This window comes from Cupriavidus sp. GW822-FHT06G04, from assembly GCF_058799075.1.
This window is the reverse complement of sequence record NZ_JBXALD010000018.1, coordinates 25794-39660: the sequence shown is the minus strand read 5'-3', so window position 1 is coordinate 39660 and position 13867 is coordinate 25794. Positions and strand designations below refer to the sequence as shown.

General features: G+C 62.0%; 14 protein-coding genes. 2 read left to right on the top strand and 12 right to left on the bottom strand.

Annotated features, from left to right (window positions below; genetic code table 11):
* Positions 1–7 precede the first annotated feature (7 nt).
* The 7 genes from AC1RKI_RS28005 to AC1RKI_RS27975 all read right to left on the bottom strand — a co-directional run bounded on the left by AC1RKI_RS28005 (position 8) and on the right by AC1RKI_RS27975 (position 5700).
* Positions 8–268 (bottom strand): acyl carrier protein, encoded by a 261-nt coding sequence (locus AC1RKI_RS28005; protein ID WP_061955849.1) that lies wholly within the window; start codon positions 266–268, stop codon positions 8–10.
* Positions 269–314: 46 nt separating this feature from the next.
* A complete protein-coding gene (locus tag AC1RKI_RS28000) occupies positions 315–584 on the bottom strand; it encodes a phosphopantetheine-binding protein (RefSeq protein WP_227461251.1) in 270 nt (89 codons plus the stop codon).
* Positions 571–1350, bottom strand: a complete 780-nt coding sequence (locus tag AC1RKI_RS27995; protein WP_492798158.1) for a lysophospholipid acyltransferase family protein — start codon at positions 1348–1350, stop codon at positions 571–573. Before AC1RKI_RS27995 ends, AC1RKI_RS28000 begins: the two co-directional genes overlap by 14 nt.
* Positions 1343–2104, bottom strand: coding sequence for a beta-ketoacyl synthase chain length factor (locus AC1RKI_RS27990; protein ID WP_061955855.1), 762 nt, complete (start codon positions 2102–2104; stop codon positions 1343–1345). Before AC1RKI_RS27990 ends, AC1RKI_RS27995 begins: the two co-directional genes overlap by 8 nt.
* 206 nt (positions 2105–2310) lie before the next feature.
* Positions 2311–3582 (bottom strand): fumarylacetoacetase, encoded by a 1272-nt coding sequence (fahA, locus tag AC1RKI_RS27985; protein WP_492798160.1) that lies wholly within the window; start codon positions 3580–3582, stop codon positions 2311–2313.
* Between the two features lie 17 nt (positions 3583–3599).
* Positions 3600–4928: a homogentisate 1,2-dioxygenase gene (hmgA, locus tag AC1RKI_RS27980; RefSeq protein ID WP_150981870.1), complete on the bottom strand. Its 1329-nt coding sequence runs from the start codon at positions 4926–4928 to the stop codon at positions 3600–3602.
* A 388-nt stretch (positions 4929–5316) separates the two neighbouring features.
* Positions 5317–5700, bottom strand: a complete 384-nt coding sequence (locus tag AC1RKI_RS27975) for a helix-turn-helix domain-containing protein (RefSeq protein ID WP_084003942.1) — start codon at positions 5698–5700, stop codon at positions 5317–5319.
* 281 nt (positions 5701–5981) lie between these two features.
* On the opposite strand from AC1RKI_RS27975, the gene AC1RKI_RS27970 reads away from it, so the two are divergent.
* Together AC1RKI_RS27970 and AC1RKI_RS27965 are read left to right on the top strand one after the other, a co-directional pair.
* Positions 5982–6512 (top strand): TetR family transcriptional regulator C-terminal domain-containing protein, encoded by a 531-nt coding sequence (locus AC1RKI_RS27970; RefSeq protein ID WP_492798162.1) that lies wholly within the window; start codon positions 5982–5984, stop codon positions 6510–6512.
* A 283-nt stretch (positions 6513–6795) separates the two neighbouring features.
* The gene (locus AC1RKI_RS27965) at positions 6796–7701 is read left to right on the top strand and encodes an alpha/beta fold hydrolase (RefSeq protein WP_492798164.1); all 906 of its coding nucleotides are present in this window, start codon (positions 6796–6798) and stop codon (positions 7699–7701) included.
* A gap of 167 nt (positions 7702–7868) precedes the next feature.
* Here AC1RKI_RS27965 and AC1RKI_RS27960 read toward each other — a convergent pair whose 3' ends face one another.
* The 5 genes from AC1RKI_RS27960 to oxlT (AC1RKI_RS27940) form a co-directional block, all read right to left on the bottom strand.
* A complete protein-coding gene (locus AC1RKI_RS27960) occupies positions 7869–8885 on the bottom strand; it encodes a zinc-binding alcohol dehydrogenase family protein (RefSeq protein WP_061955917.1) in 1017 nt (338 codons plus the stop codon).
* A 171-nt stretch (positions 8886–9056) separates the two neighbouring features.
* Positions 9057–10391: an oxalate/formate MFS antiporter gene (gene oxlT / locus AC1RKI_RS27955; protein WP_227461257.1), complete on the bottom strand. Its 1335-nt coding sequence runs from the start codon at positions 10389–10391 to the stop codon at positions 9057–9059.
* A 629-nt stretch (positions 10392–11020) separates the two neighbouring features.
* The gene (locus AC1RKI_RS27950) at positions 11021–11242 is read right to left on the bottom strand and encodes a hypothetical protein (RefSeq protein ID WP_061955865.1); all 222 of its coding nucleotides are present in this window, start codon (positions 11240–11242) and stop codon (positions 11021–11023) included.
* Positions 11243–11490: 248 nt separating this feature from the next.
* A complete protein-coding gene (locus tag AC1RKI_RS27945; protein ID WP_061955867.1) occupies positions 11491–12402 on the bottom strand; it encodes a LysR family transcriptional regulator in 912 nt (303 codons plus the stop codon).
* Positions 12403–12438: 36 nt separating this feature from the next.
* Positions 12439–13782, bottom strand: a complete 1344-nt coding sequence (gene oxlT / locus AC1RKI_RS27940) for an oxalate/formate MFS antiporter (protein WP_061955869.1) — start codon at positions 13780–13782, stop codon at positions 12439–12441.
* Between the last annotated feature and the right edge of the window lie 85 nt (positions 13783–13867).

Here is a 13867-nt window from a genome sequence, read left to right as displayed (position 1 = left end):
TCCGGTGTCAGGCAGTCGTCGCCGAGGAATCGATCAGTCTTGCCACGGTGTGCACGACGTCGCGCACCGTCCGCACCGACTTGAACTGCTCGGGCTTCAGCGGCTGGGCGAGCAGCGGCTTGAGGCGGACCAGCAGGTCGACGGCGTCGATGCTGTCGATATCGAGATCGTCGTAGAGGCGTGCGTCAAGCGTGATCAGCTCGGGCGCGATCTCGAACATCTGTTCGAGCACCGCCTTCACGCGTGCAAAGATTTCGTCATGCGTCATGGATTGCTCCGTATTCCCCCGCCAAGAATCTACTGTCATCGGCGGCTCAGGTCGTTGCCCGGCCGCGTTGCGATGCAATGAAAGCAGCCAGCGTCGATACGCTGGCGAAACGGGCGCGGATTTCCTCCTTGTCGCCCTTCATGGTGACGCCGTACTTCTTCTGCAGCGCCAGACCGAGTTCCAGTGCGTCGATGGAATCGAGCCCCAGCCCTTCCACGAACAACGGCGCTTGTGCATCGATATCGTCGGGCTTGATGTCTTCAAGAGACAGGGAAGTGATGATGAGTTCCTTGATTTCCTGTTCAAGCGCGTTCACGACGGATCTCCCTCGAAAAATAGTCGGATAGTGAATGGGTCAGCCGGCGCACCGCCTGGACGGCCTCCAGCCCGTCGGGCACCCAGCGGGCGACCTCGATGTCGGGATGGACGTCGATCACGAAGCGCGGACGGCGCGACGGCACGCGATACCACTTGCCGCCTTTTGTCAGCGTAGGCGGCTCGCAATGAATCACCACGGGCGTCAGATCGAAGCCGCCGCGCACTGCCACGTTGGCGGCGCCACGTTGCAGCCGCAGGGGCGCTCCGGGGTGCGTACGCGTGCCTTCCGGAAAAATGATCAGGCTGCTGCCGGCTCGCAACGACGCGATGCAGTCGTCAACCATCGCGGCGCCGCCGCAGTCGTTGCGGATCCAGCCGGTCGCGCGCACGGCGCCGCGCGTAAACGGGTTGCTGGCCAGATCGGCCTTGACGACACAATCGGCGCCACGCGTCAGCGCCATCAGGAAGACGGCGTCGATCAGCGACGGATGATTCGCCACGATCAGCAAGCCGCCGCGGCGCAGGCGCTCACCGTTGCGGACGTCATACTGGATCACGCCGACGGCGGCCATCAGCCACAGAAAGCACCGCAGCGCGTAGTGAACCACGTCCCGGCAGATCTGCTGGCGTCGGGCGGCGGGCCATGGCGCCAGCGCCAGCAGCGGGAAAACCAGCGCCCGGATCAGCAGCGCGCCGGCGCCGAAAACGACGAAACACAGGCCCGTGGCCAGCACGCGCCAGACGCGGTCGAGATGCTCAGCCATGCCGCTGCCACCTCCACTCGGCCTGTTCGCCGCGATGCCGCAGCGTCGGCTCGCCGGAGAGCATGAAGCGCAGCACGTCGAGACCATGGGGAAGCAATGGACGCGTCGCGTCGGTCGAACGGTGCGCGCCGACGATATCGAGCGAAAAGGACGCGGAGCCACTCCCGGGCCGGCCAATCCGCCAGGCCCAGCCAAACAGTGCCTGCGGCTCGTTGATGAAACTGCTGTACGGGCCGGGCAGCGGCGCATCGTAGCAGACGACCAGCACCTCATCGGCACCATCGGCCAGCAAGCCGCAGGCTTCGACGATGGCGGTCTCGACGGTGTCGCGTCCGCCCGCTATCGCCTGCACATTGGCGGTATCGGCACGATCGATCGAAAACAGCGCGCCAATGGCGTTGTGGACCGACAGACCGAATGCGGTGGGCGACAGCGGCTGGTCCGCCGCCAGTTCGCACAGCATTTCGTAGGCGCGATGAGAATCGCCGTGGCGGGAAGCGAAAACGGCCGGCGTCTGGCCACTACCGGCGCTGTCAAGCGCCTCGTCCGTGGCCGCCGTGTCATAGGCAGGGTGCAGCGCGGCACGTCCGATCGCGTTGACGCGACGGCGCAACATCGGCGCCATCGCCGCAAGCGCAGGCAGATCGGCACCCTGTGGCAGCCACGGAGCCTGGCTCCATGCCTGCCAGTCGGCGTGCGTCTGCAGTGCCGGCGCACAGGCCGCCCATGCGCGAATGTCGAATTGAAGTGCCATGCCGTGCGCGTGGGGAGAATAATGACCTGTCCAGCCGCCAGCGTTTTTCCATATCTGGTCGGCGACGCATTCTCCCATGCGCGCGCAGTGGCGGGCTGTGCCAGAAGGTAACTAGAATGCAAAAGTGTAACAAACAGACCCGGCAGTTTACCGGGTCCGTGCTTTCCGCTACTTCCGGCGCCGGCCGCAAAGGCCGGCGGACCGCCTCAGGCTGTGACGATTGCCGGCAGGATCTGCCCGCTGACTTCGCCGAATCCCACGCGATATCCGTCTGCCTGGCACCACCCCGTCATGGTCACGGTGTCGCCATCTTCCAGGAAGCCACGCTTGACCCCGCCAGCCAGCGTCACCGGCTCAGCGCCGTTGCGGGTGGTTTCGAGCAGGCTCCCGCAGGAATCGGCGGTCGTGCCGCTGATCGTGCCCGATCCCATCAGGTCCCCTACCCGCACGTTGCAGCCCGACACCGTGTGATGCGCCAGCTGCTGCGCCATGGTCCAGTACATCGCCTTGAAATTGGTGCGGCATACCGTCGTCGGGGACGGCGCGCCGGCGGGCGTCAACGCCACTTCAAGCGAGATGTCGTAGGCGTTGCGGCCCTGTTGCCGCAGATAAGCGAGCGGCTCGGGCGATTGGAGGGGATTGTCGCGCCGGAACGGTTCCAGCGCGTCCATCGTCACCACCCAGGGGGAGATCGAGGTGCCGAATCCCTTGCTGTTGAACGGGCCAAGCGGCACGTATTCCCACTGCTGGATATCCCGTGCGCTCCAGTCGTTCAGGATCACCATGCCGAACATATGGTCCGGCGCATCCGCTGTGCTGATCGGTTCACCGAGTGCGGACGGCTTGCCGACGATAAACGCCATTTCCAGTTCGTAGTCCAGTTTTCTGCAGGCGCTGAAAACCGGTCGCGCCTCATTGGGCAGCTTGATCTGGCCGTTCGGGCGACGCAACGGCGTACCGCTGACCACCACCGAACTGGCGCGCCCGTTGTAGCCGATCGGGATTTCGAGCCAATTTGGCAGCAGCGCATTTTCGGGATCGCGGAACATGCGGCCGACGTTCGTGGCGTGCTCGCGTGACGAATAGAAATCGGTGTAGCCGGGGATTTCCACCGGCAGATGCAGCGTCACCGTCGACATTGGCAACAGCGCCTTGCTGCGCAGCGTCGCATTGGCCGACAACGTGGCGTCGTCCGCGGACAACAGGGCACGCAAGCGCGCACGCGTTTCCGACCAGACCGGCTTGCCCAGCGCAATGAAGCGATTGAGACTGGCCTGCGCAAACGCGCCTTTGGCCGCTACGGGCAGCAACCCGGCTTCATCGAGCGCAGCCAGATCCACGACCTGGTCGCCGATCGCCACGCCAACGCGCGGCGCGCCGCTGGCAGTCGAAAACACACCGTATGGCAGGTTCTGCAGCGGAAAATGGGTCAGGCCGTCGTTGGCCGACGTCACCCAGCTGGAATGGGGGGCAGTCATTGTGGTGATACTCCGAATCAGCGCACGTTGGGGTTGAAATGCTTTTTCAGGCCCTGCCAGCACGTGTAGTAATCATGCTGCAGCAGCGCCGAATCGGCCGCATAGCGGGTCGGGCGAATCACGCCCGGGGTCTCGAACATGAACGCCATGGTGTCGGCGATCTGATGGGGCACGCTGGTATCGGCCACGCTCGCGCGTTCGAACGTCTGCGCGTCGGGGCCGTGACCGCTCATGCAGTTGTGCAGGCTGGCGCCGCCCGGTGCGAAGCCGTCAGCCTTGGCATCGTAGACGCCCGCGATCAGTCCCATGAATTCGCTGGCGATGTTGCGGTGAAACCAGGGCGGCCGGAACGTATCCTGCGCCGCCAGCCAGCGCGGCCCGAAAATCACGAAATCGATGGTGTCGACCCCGGGCGTGTCCGATGGCGATTGCAGCACCAGGAAAATCGACGGGTCCGGATGGTCGTAGCTGATCGACCCAATCGTGTTGAAGTGGCGCAAATCGTACTTGTACGGTGCATAGTTGCCATGCCACGCCACGACATCGAGCGGCGAGTGATCGATCTCGGCGCGCCACAGGTTGCCCTGGAATCGCGCCACAAGTTCGAATTTGCCTTCGCGGTCTTCATAGCTGGCCACGGGCGTCAGGAAATCGCGCGGGTTGGCAAGGCCGTTCGAGCCAATCACGCCGAGGTCCGGCAACTTGAACAGCGCACCAAAGTTCTCGCAGATATAGCCACGCGCCTGGCCATCGGGCAAATCGACACGAAAACGGACGCCGCGCGGGATCACGACGATCTCCTGCGGCTCCACCGTCAGACGTCCCATTTCGGTGGCGATCAGCAAACGGCCTTCCTGCGGCACGATCAGCATTTCGCCGTCGGCGTTGTAGAAGAAGCGGTCCTGCATCGACTGGTTGGCGAGATACAGGTGGATGCCGCAGCCGGTCTGCGCCTCCGGGCCGCCGTTGCCGGCCATAGTGACGATGCCGTCGATGAAATCGGTCGGCACCGAGGGCATCGGCGGCGGACTCCAGCGCATCTGATTCGGAGACGGCGGCACTTCGTCGAAATGACTCAGCCAGCGCGGCGAATCCATGCGCGCGAAGGGCTTGTGCATGGCCGCCGGGCGGATCCGATAAAGCCACGAACGACGGTTATGGGCGCGCGGCGCGGTGAACGCGGTGCCGGAAATCTGTTCGGCATACAAGCCATAAGGCGCGCGTTGCGGGGAATTGCGTCCGACTGGCAGCGCTCCCGGCAACGCCTCTGTCGCGAATTCATTGGCGAACCCGCTCATGTATGCGGCCAATTGCGTATCAGCCGTCTGCAAATGTGCTTGTGTCATGGAGTCTTCCTCTCACACCTTGCCGGTTTGCGCCGGCACGCCGTGCGACGGTGGCGCATCTTCGCGACGTAGCCACCCACAATTACGAATTATAAAATTGATTCACCAAATCGTAATCCACGACATTGCGGCAAGTCAAACCCCAATTACGATAGACGAGCAATGGCGAACGCATTCGATCAAAGACCGCGCGGTCAGGAACAGGGCTGGACAAGGGATGGCGCGCGAAAGGCGCAGCGAGGCGTCGCGGAATGGCGACGACCTACCGCTGGGGGATGCGGTAGGGGTCGAGGCGGCACGTGAAAGCGCCAAGGGCATCGGCAGACGATGCCCGCAAGAACCGTGGCGGAACAGGCCAGGCCGTCCGCCACGGATTCCGGTGAATCAATCAGACAGGCTTGTGGCCTTCGCCCGACGTGGGACCCGATCCAAATCCACCGGGAGACGGCGAGGCGGGCTGCGCCTGCGAAGCGGCTGGCTGGCCAGCCATCGAGGCAGCTGTCACACCGCCGTTACGGCTGGCAATGAACGCGTTGACGTCGGCCGCAAGATGCTGCGGGGCGAGTACGACTTCCAGGCCCAGCGCCTCGCAAGCCGCCAGGAAGGTAGACATGCGCGGATCAGCTTGACCTGATTCGGCGCGCAGATAAGCCTCCCGGGAAATCCCGGCCTTACGGGCGACGTCCTCCTGCTTGAGCTTGCGCGCTCGACGCAACGCCCGCAGTTGCCGGAACGGTTCGCTAGCGCCTCTTGGCACGGCTGTACTGTTCATGTCGGTCTCCAGTCACCAGTGAAAAAAAAGTGCGCGGACGTGCATTCGAGTATAGAGCACGTAAAGCGTTCCGTAAGGTCTGTTGTGGAACACTTTTACAGATTTCTTATGATGGCCCCATCTCGCGTCCCGGACTCTCATCCAGAAGACGGATAAAGCACAACTTCCTCCTCCGCCCCCACATAACGACATTGCCCGCTTTGCGTTGACGTCACATCAGTATCGTCCATGTGCGACACAAGGCAAGTTGACAAACCGACCGGTCGTGCTATTCTGCGTCCATGCAAAAGGGAAATTCCACGCGCGCCGCAAGCGGCCTGTACGCGCACTTCAAGTCTAAAGAGGCCTTGCAAGAGGCTGTGCTGGCGCGCGCCATGGAGCGATTCTCGGAACTCGTGGTGCAGCCGGCGATGCGGGAACGACGCGGTATCCCGCGCATGGAAATGCTGTTCAAAGGCTATATGGCGTGGCTGGGCGGTACGGCGATCGAAGGCGGCTGCGTGTTCATGACGCTGTCGCAGGAATATCGAGATCGTCCCGGCGCCATACGGGACAAGCTTGTTCAGGCGTTCAAGGATTGGCACAGTACCATCGTGCGCGTCGTCGTCGATGCGGTCGACGAGGGCGAATTGCGGCGCGACACCGACCCGCGTCAGTTTGCGTTCGAGATGTCGGGCATTGGCATGTCGTTCCAGTCGTCGTTCAGATTGATGGGACGCAGCGATGCCGAGGCAATGGCGCAACGAGCATTTGCACGGCTGGTCAATGACGTGAAGGAGAATCGCGCCGAGGCGGCCATGGCGGGAAATTGAAGGCTGCGCGGTTCCCCCGGCTGTCGTCTCCTCATACCGCGGCGCAGTGTATCCAAAGGCACGATTGCCGGCTTTTCTTGCACAGAAAATAGCACGACTGGTCGGTCTTAAATTACAAAAAATGATGGGCCTGCGAGTCAATCAGCGATCTGGGGCCAAAAAATATCAGTTGGAGGTGTTCGTCGTGTCGCAAGTATTGCCATCAGCATCTCAACCCATCCAAACGGAAACACTTCCGCGCAGCCCCAGTCAGCCGCGCAAGACTGCCCTGGAATCCGCCGCGATGGCCTGGCGCCGGCTGCGCTGGCAAGCGGGCAGCCTATTCTTCCCCGTCGCCACATCGCGCGCGCTGGAACGCCTGTGGTTCACCCCGCCCCGTGGCAAGCCAAACGCCGAAGGCCTGCGGCTGCTCGATACCGCGCGCACCGAATGGGCGCTGGTCACCGGTCAGGGCGGAAGTCGTCGGGTACGTGTCTATCGATGGGGCAGCAAGGGGCCGATCGCCCTCCTCGCGCATGGCTGGGGCGGCAATGCTGGCCAATGGCATGCGGTCGTGAAGGGGCTGCTGGCGGCCGGCATGCGTGTGGTGGCATTCGACGCGCTGTCGCACGGCGCTTCCGACGCTGGCGCGCAAGGTCCGCAGCAAACCTCCGCACTGGAAATGGCACGCTCGCTGCTCGCCGTGGCATGGCATGTCGGGCCGGTCCATTGCGTGATCGCCCATTCGCTGGGCGGTGCGGCTGCGGCGCTGGCCATCCGCGAAGGCCTGCCCGTGCGCGGTGTGGTCATGATCGGATCGCCCGCGGACATGCACGACGCATGCTCCGCGCTGGCGTGGCAGCTCGGCATTGCGCCGCACATTCTTTCGCGCATGCAACGGCGCAGCGAGCAATGGCTCGGCGCAAGCTGGTCCTCGTTCAATGTGCCCGACGTGGGCCGTACGCGTCCGGTTCCTCCGGCGCTGATCATTCACGATCGCACCGACAAGGAAGTGCGCTGGGAAGACGGCGCCGCCATTGCCGGCGCCTGGCCCGACGCAAAGTTGATGACGACGAATGGCCTGGGGCACCGACGTATTCTGCGCGACGAAGCCGTGATCGGCCGTATCGCCGCGTTTGTGCGGAATCTCGGCGAACGGCCCGCCCTGCCTCGCGCGGCGACCCCGCATCCGGAGCCAATAGACAGTTGACGGGGAAAACGCAGGACGGAGGCATTCGCGATGCAGGTCCCGTCCCGCGTGCTCTCACCCCCGCCTCTGCGAGCGGTCTTATTTGAAGGGCCGGACAGCCTCAGCTGTCTCGGCCCTTTTTCTTGGTTGTCCGCGCTGCTCGGCAGTTAATTGCGAATCAGGCTGATTCAAAATCCCTGCAAAACCAGTTTGCCGATGGTCTGACCGCCCTCCAGCAAAGCGTGAGCACGGCGCAAGTTTTCGGCGTTGATTTTCCCGAGGTTATCGCCAACGGTCGTTTGCAGCTTGCCGGCATCGATCAGCCGCGCCACCTCGTTAAGCAGGCGATGCTGAGCAATCATGTCGGGCGTCTGGAACATGGCGCGCGTGAACATGAATTCCCAAACAAAGGTAGCGCTCTTGCTTTTCAGGTCGCCGATGGCCAACGGTCCCGCATTTTCGACGATCGAGCAGATCTTGCCCTGCGGTGCGATAGCCTCGGACATTGCCTTGAAATGGCGATCCGTATCGTTGAAGCAAAGGATATAGTCGACGTGCGCGAAGCCCAGTGCGCGAAGTTGCGACGGCATGTCCTGACGATGATCGATGGTGTGGTCGGCGCCCAGGCGGCGGCACCACGCTTCGGATTCGGGACGCGACGCCGTCGCGATAACCGTCAATCCCGCCAGCACCTTGGCAAGTTGAATACCGATGGAGCCGACGCCGCCGGCGCCGCCAATAATCAGCACCGATTTACCGGCATCCTCACCCTTCGGCGAGATGCCCAGACGATCGAACAATGCTTCCCACGCGGTAATGGCGGTCAACGGCAGCGCCGCAGCCTGGGCGAAATCGAGCGTCGCCGGCTTGTGGCCAGCGATGCGCTCATCAACCAAATGGAATTCGCTGTTGGCGCCGGCGCGGGTAATGCTGCCCGCATAAAACACCGGATCGCCCACCTTGAACAGCGTCACTTCCGAACCGACCGCGACCACCGTGCCTGCCGCATCCCAGCCCAGCACGCGCGGCGGATTTTCGATCTTGTCCTTCGGTGCGCGCACCTTGGTGTCCACCGGGTTCACGGCAATGGCTTCCACCTTGACCAGCAAATCGTGACCGGTTGCTTCGGGCTTGTCGATCTCGATATCGACGAGCGACTGTGGATTGGAAATCGGAAGGTATTGGGTCAGGCCGATGGCTTTCATGTCGGGCATCCTTTGGCAACGCGCCAGTTGATCAATGCGATGCCTGCATCGTAGTCGCCCTATACTCAAATGATAAGCAGGAAAATATCGCAATCACTTTCCTGAATTTTCTGACAATCGAGACGCATAAAAGCCCGCACACGGCGGGCCATCATATTTCCGGATTTCGAGTCAGGTCAGGTCATCAGGCACCGGGCGATAACCCATCGACGCCGTCGAATTGTCCTGGACGAACTTTTTTGCATGAGCCTCGCGCATCGGCTTGAGCAGGAAAATCGCCATCAGCGCGGAGATTGCCGCCATGCCCGAGGCCAGCATGAAGACCGCATGCCAATCGCCGGTGGCCGCTGTGATCACGCTCGAAAAAGGCACCAGCAGCGCGGCAGTACCTTTGGCCGTATAAAGCATACCCGCGTTGGTGGCGGCAAATTTCGGACCGAAAGTGTCGCCGCAGGTCGCGGGAAACAGGCTGTAGATCTCGCCCCAGGCAAAGAACACGATACCGGTCAGGATCACGAACAGCGTGGGATTCTGCCCATATTTTGCCAGCAGCAGAATGCCGACCGCCTCCACCGCGAATGCCAGAAACATGGTGTTTTCGCGGCCGATATTGTCCGAAACCCAACCGAAGAACGGGCGCGTCAAGCCATTGAGGACGCGGTCGATCGTTAGTGCGAATGTCAGCGCCGGCAGGGTCAGCCCAAGAATCGAAACGGGCGAATCGTGCAACCCGAAATCCTTCGCGATCGGGCCAAGCTGGGCGGTTGCCATCAGGCCGCCGGCCGCCATCATCACGAACATCGCGTACATCACCCAAAAAATCGGTGAAGACAATACCTGGCGCGGTGAGGCGTTATAGGTCGCGGCAGCCTTGAGCGTGGCTTTCACATCGGACAGGATCTTCACCGACGGCGGTAATAGCATCAGGCCCAGCAGCACGACGATAATGCCTTGCCCCAGCCCGAAATACAGGAACGTAGCTTCGTAACCGCTGCTTTTGATCATATTGGCGATGGGCACCACGGTCAGTGCCGAGCCAGCGCCAAACCCCGCGGCAGTCAGCCCGGCAGCCAACCCGCGGCGATGGGGAAACCATTTCAGCGCATTGCCCACACAGGTGCCATAGACAGCGCCGGCGCCCACGCCACCCACCGCCGCGGCGAAATAAAGCATCGGCAATGACGAGGCCATCGAATTGAGCACCCAGGCAATCGCGCATAGCAGTCCGCCACCCACCACCACCGGACGCGGCCCATATTTATCGACCAGATACCCTTCGATCGGCACCAGCCACGTTTCCGTGACCACAAAAATCGTGAACGCCACCTGGATGGCGGTGCGGCCCCAGTGATATTTATCGTCGATCGGATTGACGAACAGAGTCCAGCCGTACTGCATATTGGCGATCATTGCCATGCAAATCACACCAAATACAAGCTGCGTCCATGGCGATGAATACCAGGACGTTGGCGTACCGGCGCCGCCGGCGCTTTGCTGACTTTCCATGGTGTCTCCTTCTGGCAGTTGTGACTGCCGTTGTGGAATGGGCATCTGCATGCGATGCCTCTGTGTTTTTGCCACTGCTGCGTTCGCTGACTTCGAACGACTGAGTCGTTCTAGTGCTATACAGTATGTGGTATATCAACCATGTCAAGCCGATTCGGATGGCTACCTGATATGTCGTGCAGACATTTGAAATGCAGGGATTTACGCCGTTTTCGCGACTGGTGCGCTCGCCGCATGAAATGCCCGGCTGCCGCCAGATACCCGACATTGCGTATCAATGAGTTAGATGCCAGCCCAACATCAATGTCGCGGGCGACCTCGACGCGAGACGATGCTGGCTTGCGCGTATCAACCCGCCTTGCCTAGGGAAAATCCCGAGACATCATCTCAGTCGAATTCACCGCTAATGCCGTTGAATCGCTTCGCATTCATATGCGAAGGGAATGGCCGGAATGTGGGGGTAACGCCAGACCTTATGCCGCGGCGGTGTGCGCGGGTCCGGGATGTGGCGGAGGAAAGGGAAAACGGCCGTGGGAAGGGGGATGCTGCAAATCGTTCAGGATTGCCGGCCGCTACAAGGCCCTGAACAAAACGACTCAGAACGGCACGATGTGCCGGGAATCCGGCGATCAGGCGTGCAGGAAACGGGGCTGCAGAACGGCGTCCGATACCGACCCGCCAATGCTGCCGATGCCGGAGGCGTCCTCGGTGGAACCCAATCCTGCAAAGCGACCATGGTCCTGTGCCGTGGTCAGCAAGCCCATCGGGACGAACGTGGCCAGGACATAGGTAACGGTCACGCCCAACGAGATCAGACCAAGGGCGGCGAGGGAAAGCAGCGTGGCGTTCATGAAAACTCCTAAGTGATGAAGATCAAGGTGAATTCATTATATGCTGCACTGCGAGGTCTGTAAATATTCTGTATGTGGTATATCACGAGAGTGTTTACTCTAAAACGACAACGCACCCCTGAGGGTGCGTCAGCCGCCGCAAAGGACGGAGCAAGATCCTAAAAAATCGCTGGTCGACCCCGCGCTAGGTGGTGTGCTGCCCACTTCCGGCGTTGTGGCGCTGCGGCACGTGAAAGGCGTTCATCACCCTACCCCACTTTCTTCAGCAGCGCATGGTCGTACTCCTGTGCCCGCAGGTTGTCCCACACAGCAGCGGCGTTCGGCTTCAATGAGCGCGCCTTGCGGCGCACCAGCACCACGTTGGACGCTACCTGCGGCCGCAGTGGGCGAAGCACCGCGGCGGGTGCGATGCCGCTCGCCAGCGACCGCGACGGTACGATGCCGATGCCAAGGCCCATGGCGACCATGCCGAAGATCGCTGCGAAATGCCCCAGCAACTGCAGCGATCCTGGTCTCACGTGGTAAGTGGAAAGCGCGCCCTCCACGGCTGGCTGCACACCCGAACTGTGATCGAGCGTCAGCACCGCGGCATCGGCCAGTTCGCCCCAGCCGAGCGATTCACGTGCGGCCAGCGGGTGATCCGCTGGCAGCACCGCCTGCAGCGGATCGGCGCAAAGCGGTTCGCAATACAAGTCATCACAAGGTGCGGGATTGCTGGCAATGCCGAAGTCGACTTCGCCGCTACGGACACTCTGCAACACGCATTCATGCGAACGGTCCCGCAGTGTGATGCCGATTCCAGGCCATGCCTTACGGCACCCCGCCACCCACATCGGCACGCTCATCGATGACAGCACAGGATCGGTCGCGATCTGCACCGTCCCTTGGCACGGCTTGCCGGTGCCATGGCTTTCGCGCAGGGTCTGTTCGACTTCCTCGATCAGATGGCAGATGCGCTGCGAGAGCGTTTCGCCGGCATCGGTCAGTTCCACCTGCCGTGTTGTGCGGTCGAACAGCCGCTGATCGATTTCTTCTTCAAGCTCGCGCACGCTGCGGCTGATGGCCGATTGCGTGAGGCCCAGTTCGGCAGCGGCGCGCGTAAAGCTTTTCTGTCGCGCCACGGCCGCAAACGCCTTTAATTGCGGAAGCGAAACATTCATGGTGCCGCTCCTTGCTGGCAGGGTCTGCCGATGTTTTTATTCGCCTTTGCCGGCCGAAAAACCAGCCAGGTACGCGGCCGTATCGCTGACAGGCTGCGCGCTGGCGTGCCCGGTGATAAAGCGCCGGCGCATCGGCTGCAACAGGAATTTGGCCGACAATCCCGCCGCCACGGTCATGAACGCCGCCACGCTGAAAACGAGGTTCCAGCCGCCCTGATGCGACAGCACCGACGCCAGCGGCACCAGTAGCGCGGCCGTTCCCTTGGCGGTGTAGAGCGTACCGGCATTGGCCGCAGCGAACTTGCTGCCGAATGTATCGGCGCACAGCGCCGGGAAAATCGAAAAGATCTCGCCCCAGAACAGGAACGTCAGCGCGGCGAAAAACATGAACCAGTAGGGGTCCTGACCCAATTCCATAAGGCCGATCAAGGACAGCCCTTCGCCAATAAAAATCACGAACATCGTGTTTTCCCGGCCGATGCGATCCGAGATGAATCCGCACAACGGACGTGTCAGGCCGTTGCACAGATTGTCGATCGACAGGGTCATCGTCAGCAGTGGCAGCGTAAATCCGAGCATGGTCACCGGCATCGTGGCAAACCCAAAATCCTTGGCGATGGGACCCAGTTGCGCGGTCGCCATGATGCCGCCGGCGGCCACCGCGACGAACGACACGTAGATCACCCAGAACACCGGCGTGCGCACCATCTGGCCCGGCGTGAACTCGACCGGGTTGGTCAGATTGGCCTTGTTCGCGCGGGCGCCCTTCGGGGGCTGCGGCCTCACCAGCAGCATCGCCATGGCAAAGATCAGTACGCCTTGCAGGATGCCGAAGGTAAGGAACGCATGTTCGTATCCCGATTTCTGGATCATGTTGGCGATGGGGATCACGGTCAGCGCCGAGCCCGCGCCGAAGCCGGCCGCTGTCAGTCCCGCCGCAAGACCGCGCTTGTCCGGAAACCACTTCAACGCATTGCCCACGCAGGTGCCATACACGCCGCCGGCGCCGATACCGGCGATGACCGCGGCGGCATAGAGCATCGGCAACGAAGTCGCGTACGAGTTCATCACCCACGCCAGGCCCGCGCAGATCGCGCCGACCGCGACAACGGGACGCGGCCCAAACTGGTCCACCAGCCAGCCTTCCAGTGGCACCAGCCAGGTCTCGGTGACGATAAAAATGGAAAAGGCGACCTGAATCGCAGAGTCGCCCCAGTGATGCTTGGCATTCATCGGCGTGACGAACAGCGTCCAGCCGTACTGGAGGTTCGCCACCAGGCCCATGCACAGGACGCCGATAAAGAGCTGGAACCAGCGGTTGCGGAGCAGGCCACCATTGGAATCGCCCGCAACGGGGCCTGTCGCATCGGTGTGCGCCATGTCGTGTCTCCTTGCATTAGTGTCATTCGCGCTCTGCGGCGCGAGGTGTGGGCTGGCCTTGGGGGACGCCCGACTTTCACTACTG

Excerpts from the sequence above, each read along its gene's own strand:
- AC1RKI_RS27965 (WP_492798164.1), top strand. The coding sequence starts at position 6,796 with ATGGCCTGGCGCCGGCTGCGCTGGCAAGCGGGCAGCCTATTCTTCCCC.
- AC1RKI_RS27945 (WP_061955867.1), bottom strand. The coding sequence starts at position 12,402 with ATGAATGTTTCGCTTCCGCAATTAAAGGCGTTTGCGGCCGTGGCGCGA.
- oxlT (WP_227461257.1), bottom strand. The coding sequence starts at position 10,391 with ATGGAAAGTCAGCAAAGCGCCGGCGGCGCCGGTACGCCAACGTCCTGG.
- AC1RKI_RS27990 (WP_061955855.1), bottom strand. The coding sequence starts at position 2,104 with ATGGCACTTCAATTCGACATTCGCGCATGGGCGGCCTGTGCGCCGGCA.
- fahA (WP_492798160.1), bottom strand. The coding sequence starts at position 3,582 with ATGACTGCCCCCCATTCCAGCTGGGTGACGTCGGCCAACGACGGCCTG.
- oxlT (WP_061955869.1), bottom strand. The coding sequence starts at position 13,782 with ATGGCGCACACCGATGCGACAGGCCCCGTTGCGGGCGATTCCAATGGT.
- AC1RKI_RS27950 (WP_061955865.1), bottom strand. The coding sequence starts at position 11,242 with ATGAACGCCACGCTGCTTTCCCTCGCCGCCCTTGGTCTGATCTCGTTG.
- AC1RKI_RS27960 (WP_061955917.1), bottom strand. The coding sequence starts at position 8,885 with ATGAAAGCCATCGGCCTGACCCAATACCTTCCGATTTCCAATCCACAG.
- AC1RKI_RS28005 (WP_061955849.1), bottom strand. The coding sequence starts at position 268 with ATGACGCATGACGAAATCTTTGCACGCGTGAAGGCGGTGCTCGAACAG.
- AC1RKI_RS27975 (WP_084003942.1), bottom strand. The coding sequence starts at position 5,700 with ATGAACAGTACAGCCGTGCCAAGAGGCGCTAGCGAACCGTTCCGGCAA.
- AC1RKI_RS27995 (WP_492798158.1), bottom strand. The coding sequence starts at position 1,350 with ATGGCTGAGCATCTCGACCGCGTCTGGCGCGTGCTGGCCACGGGCCTG.
- AC1RKI_RS27970 (WP_492798162.1), top strand. The coding sequence starts at position 5,982 with ATGCAAAAGGGAAATTCCACGCGCGCCGCAAGCGGCCTGTACGCGCAC.
- hmgA (WP_150981870.1), bottom strand. The coding sequence starts at position 4,928 with ATGACACAAGCACATTTGCAGACGGCTGATACGCAATTGGCCGCATAC.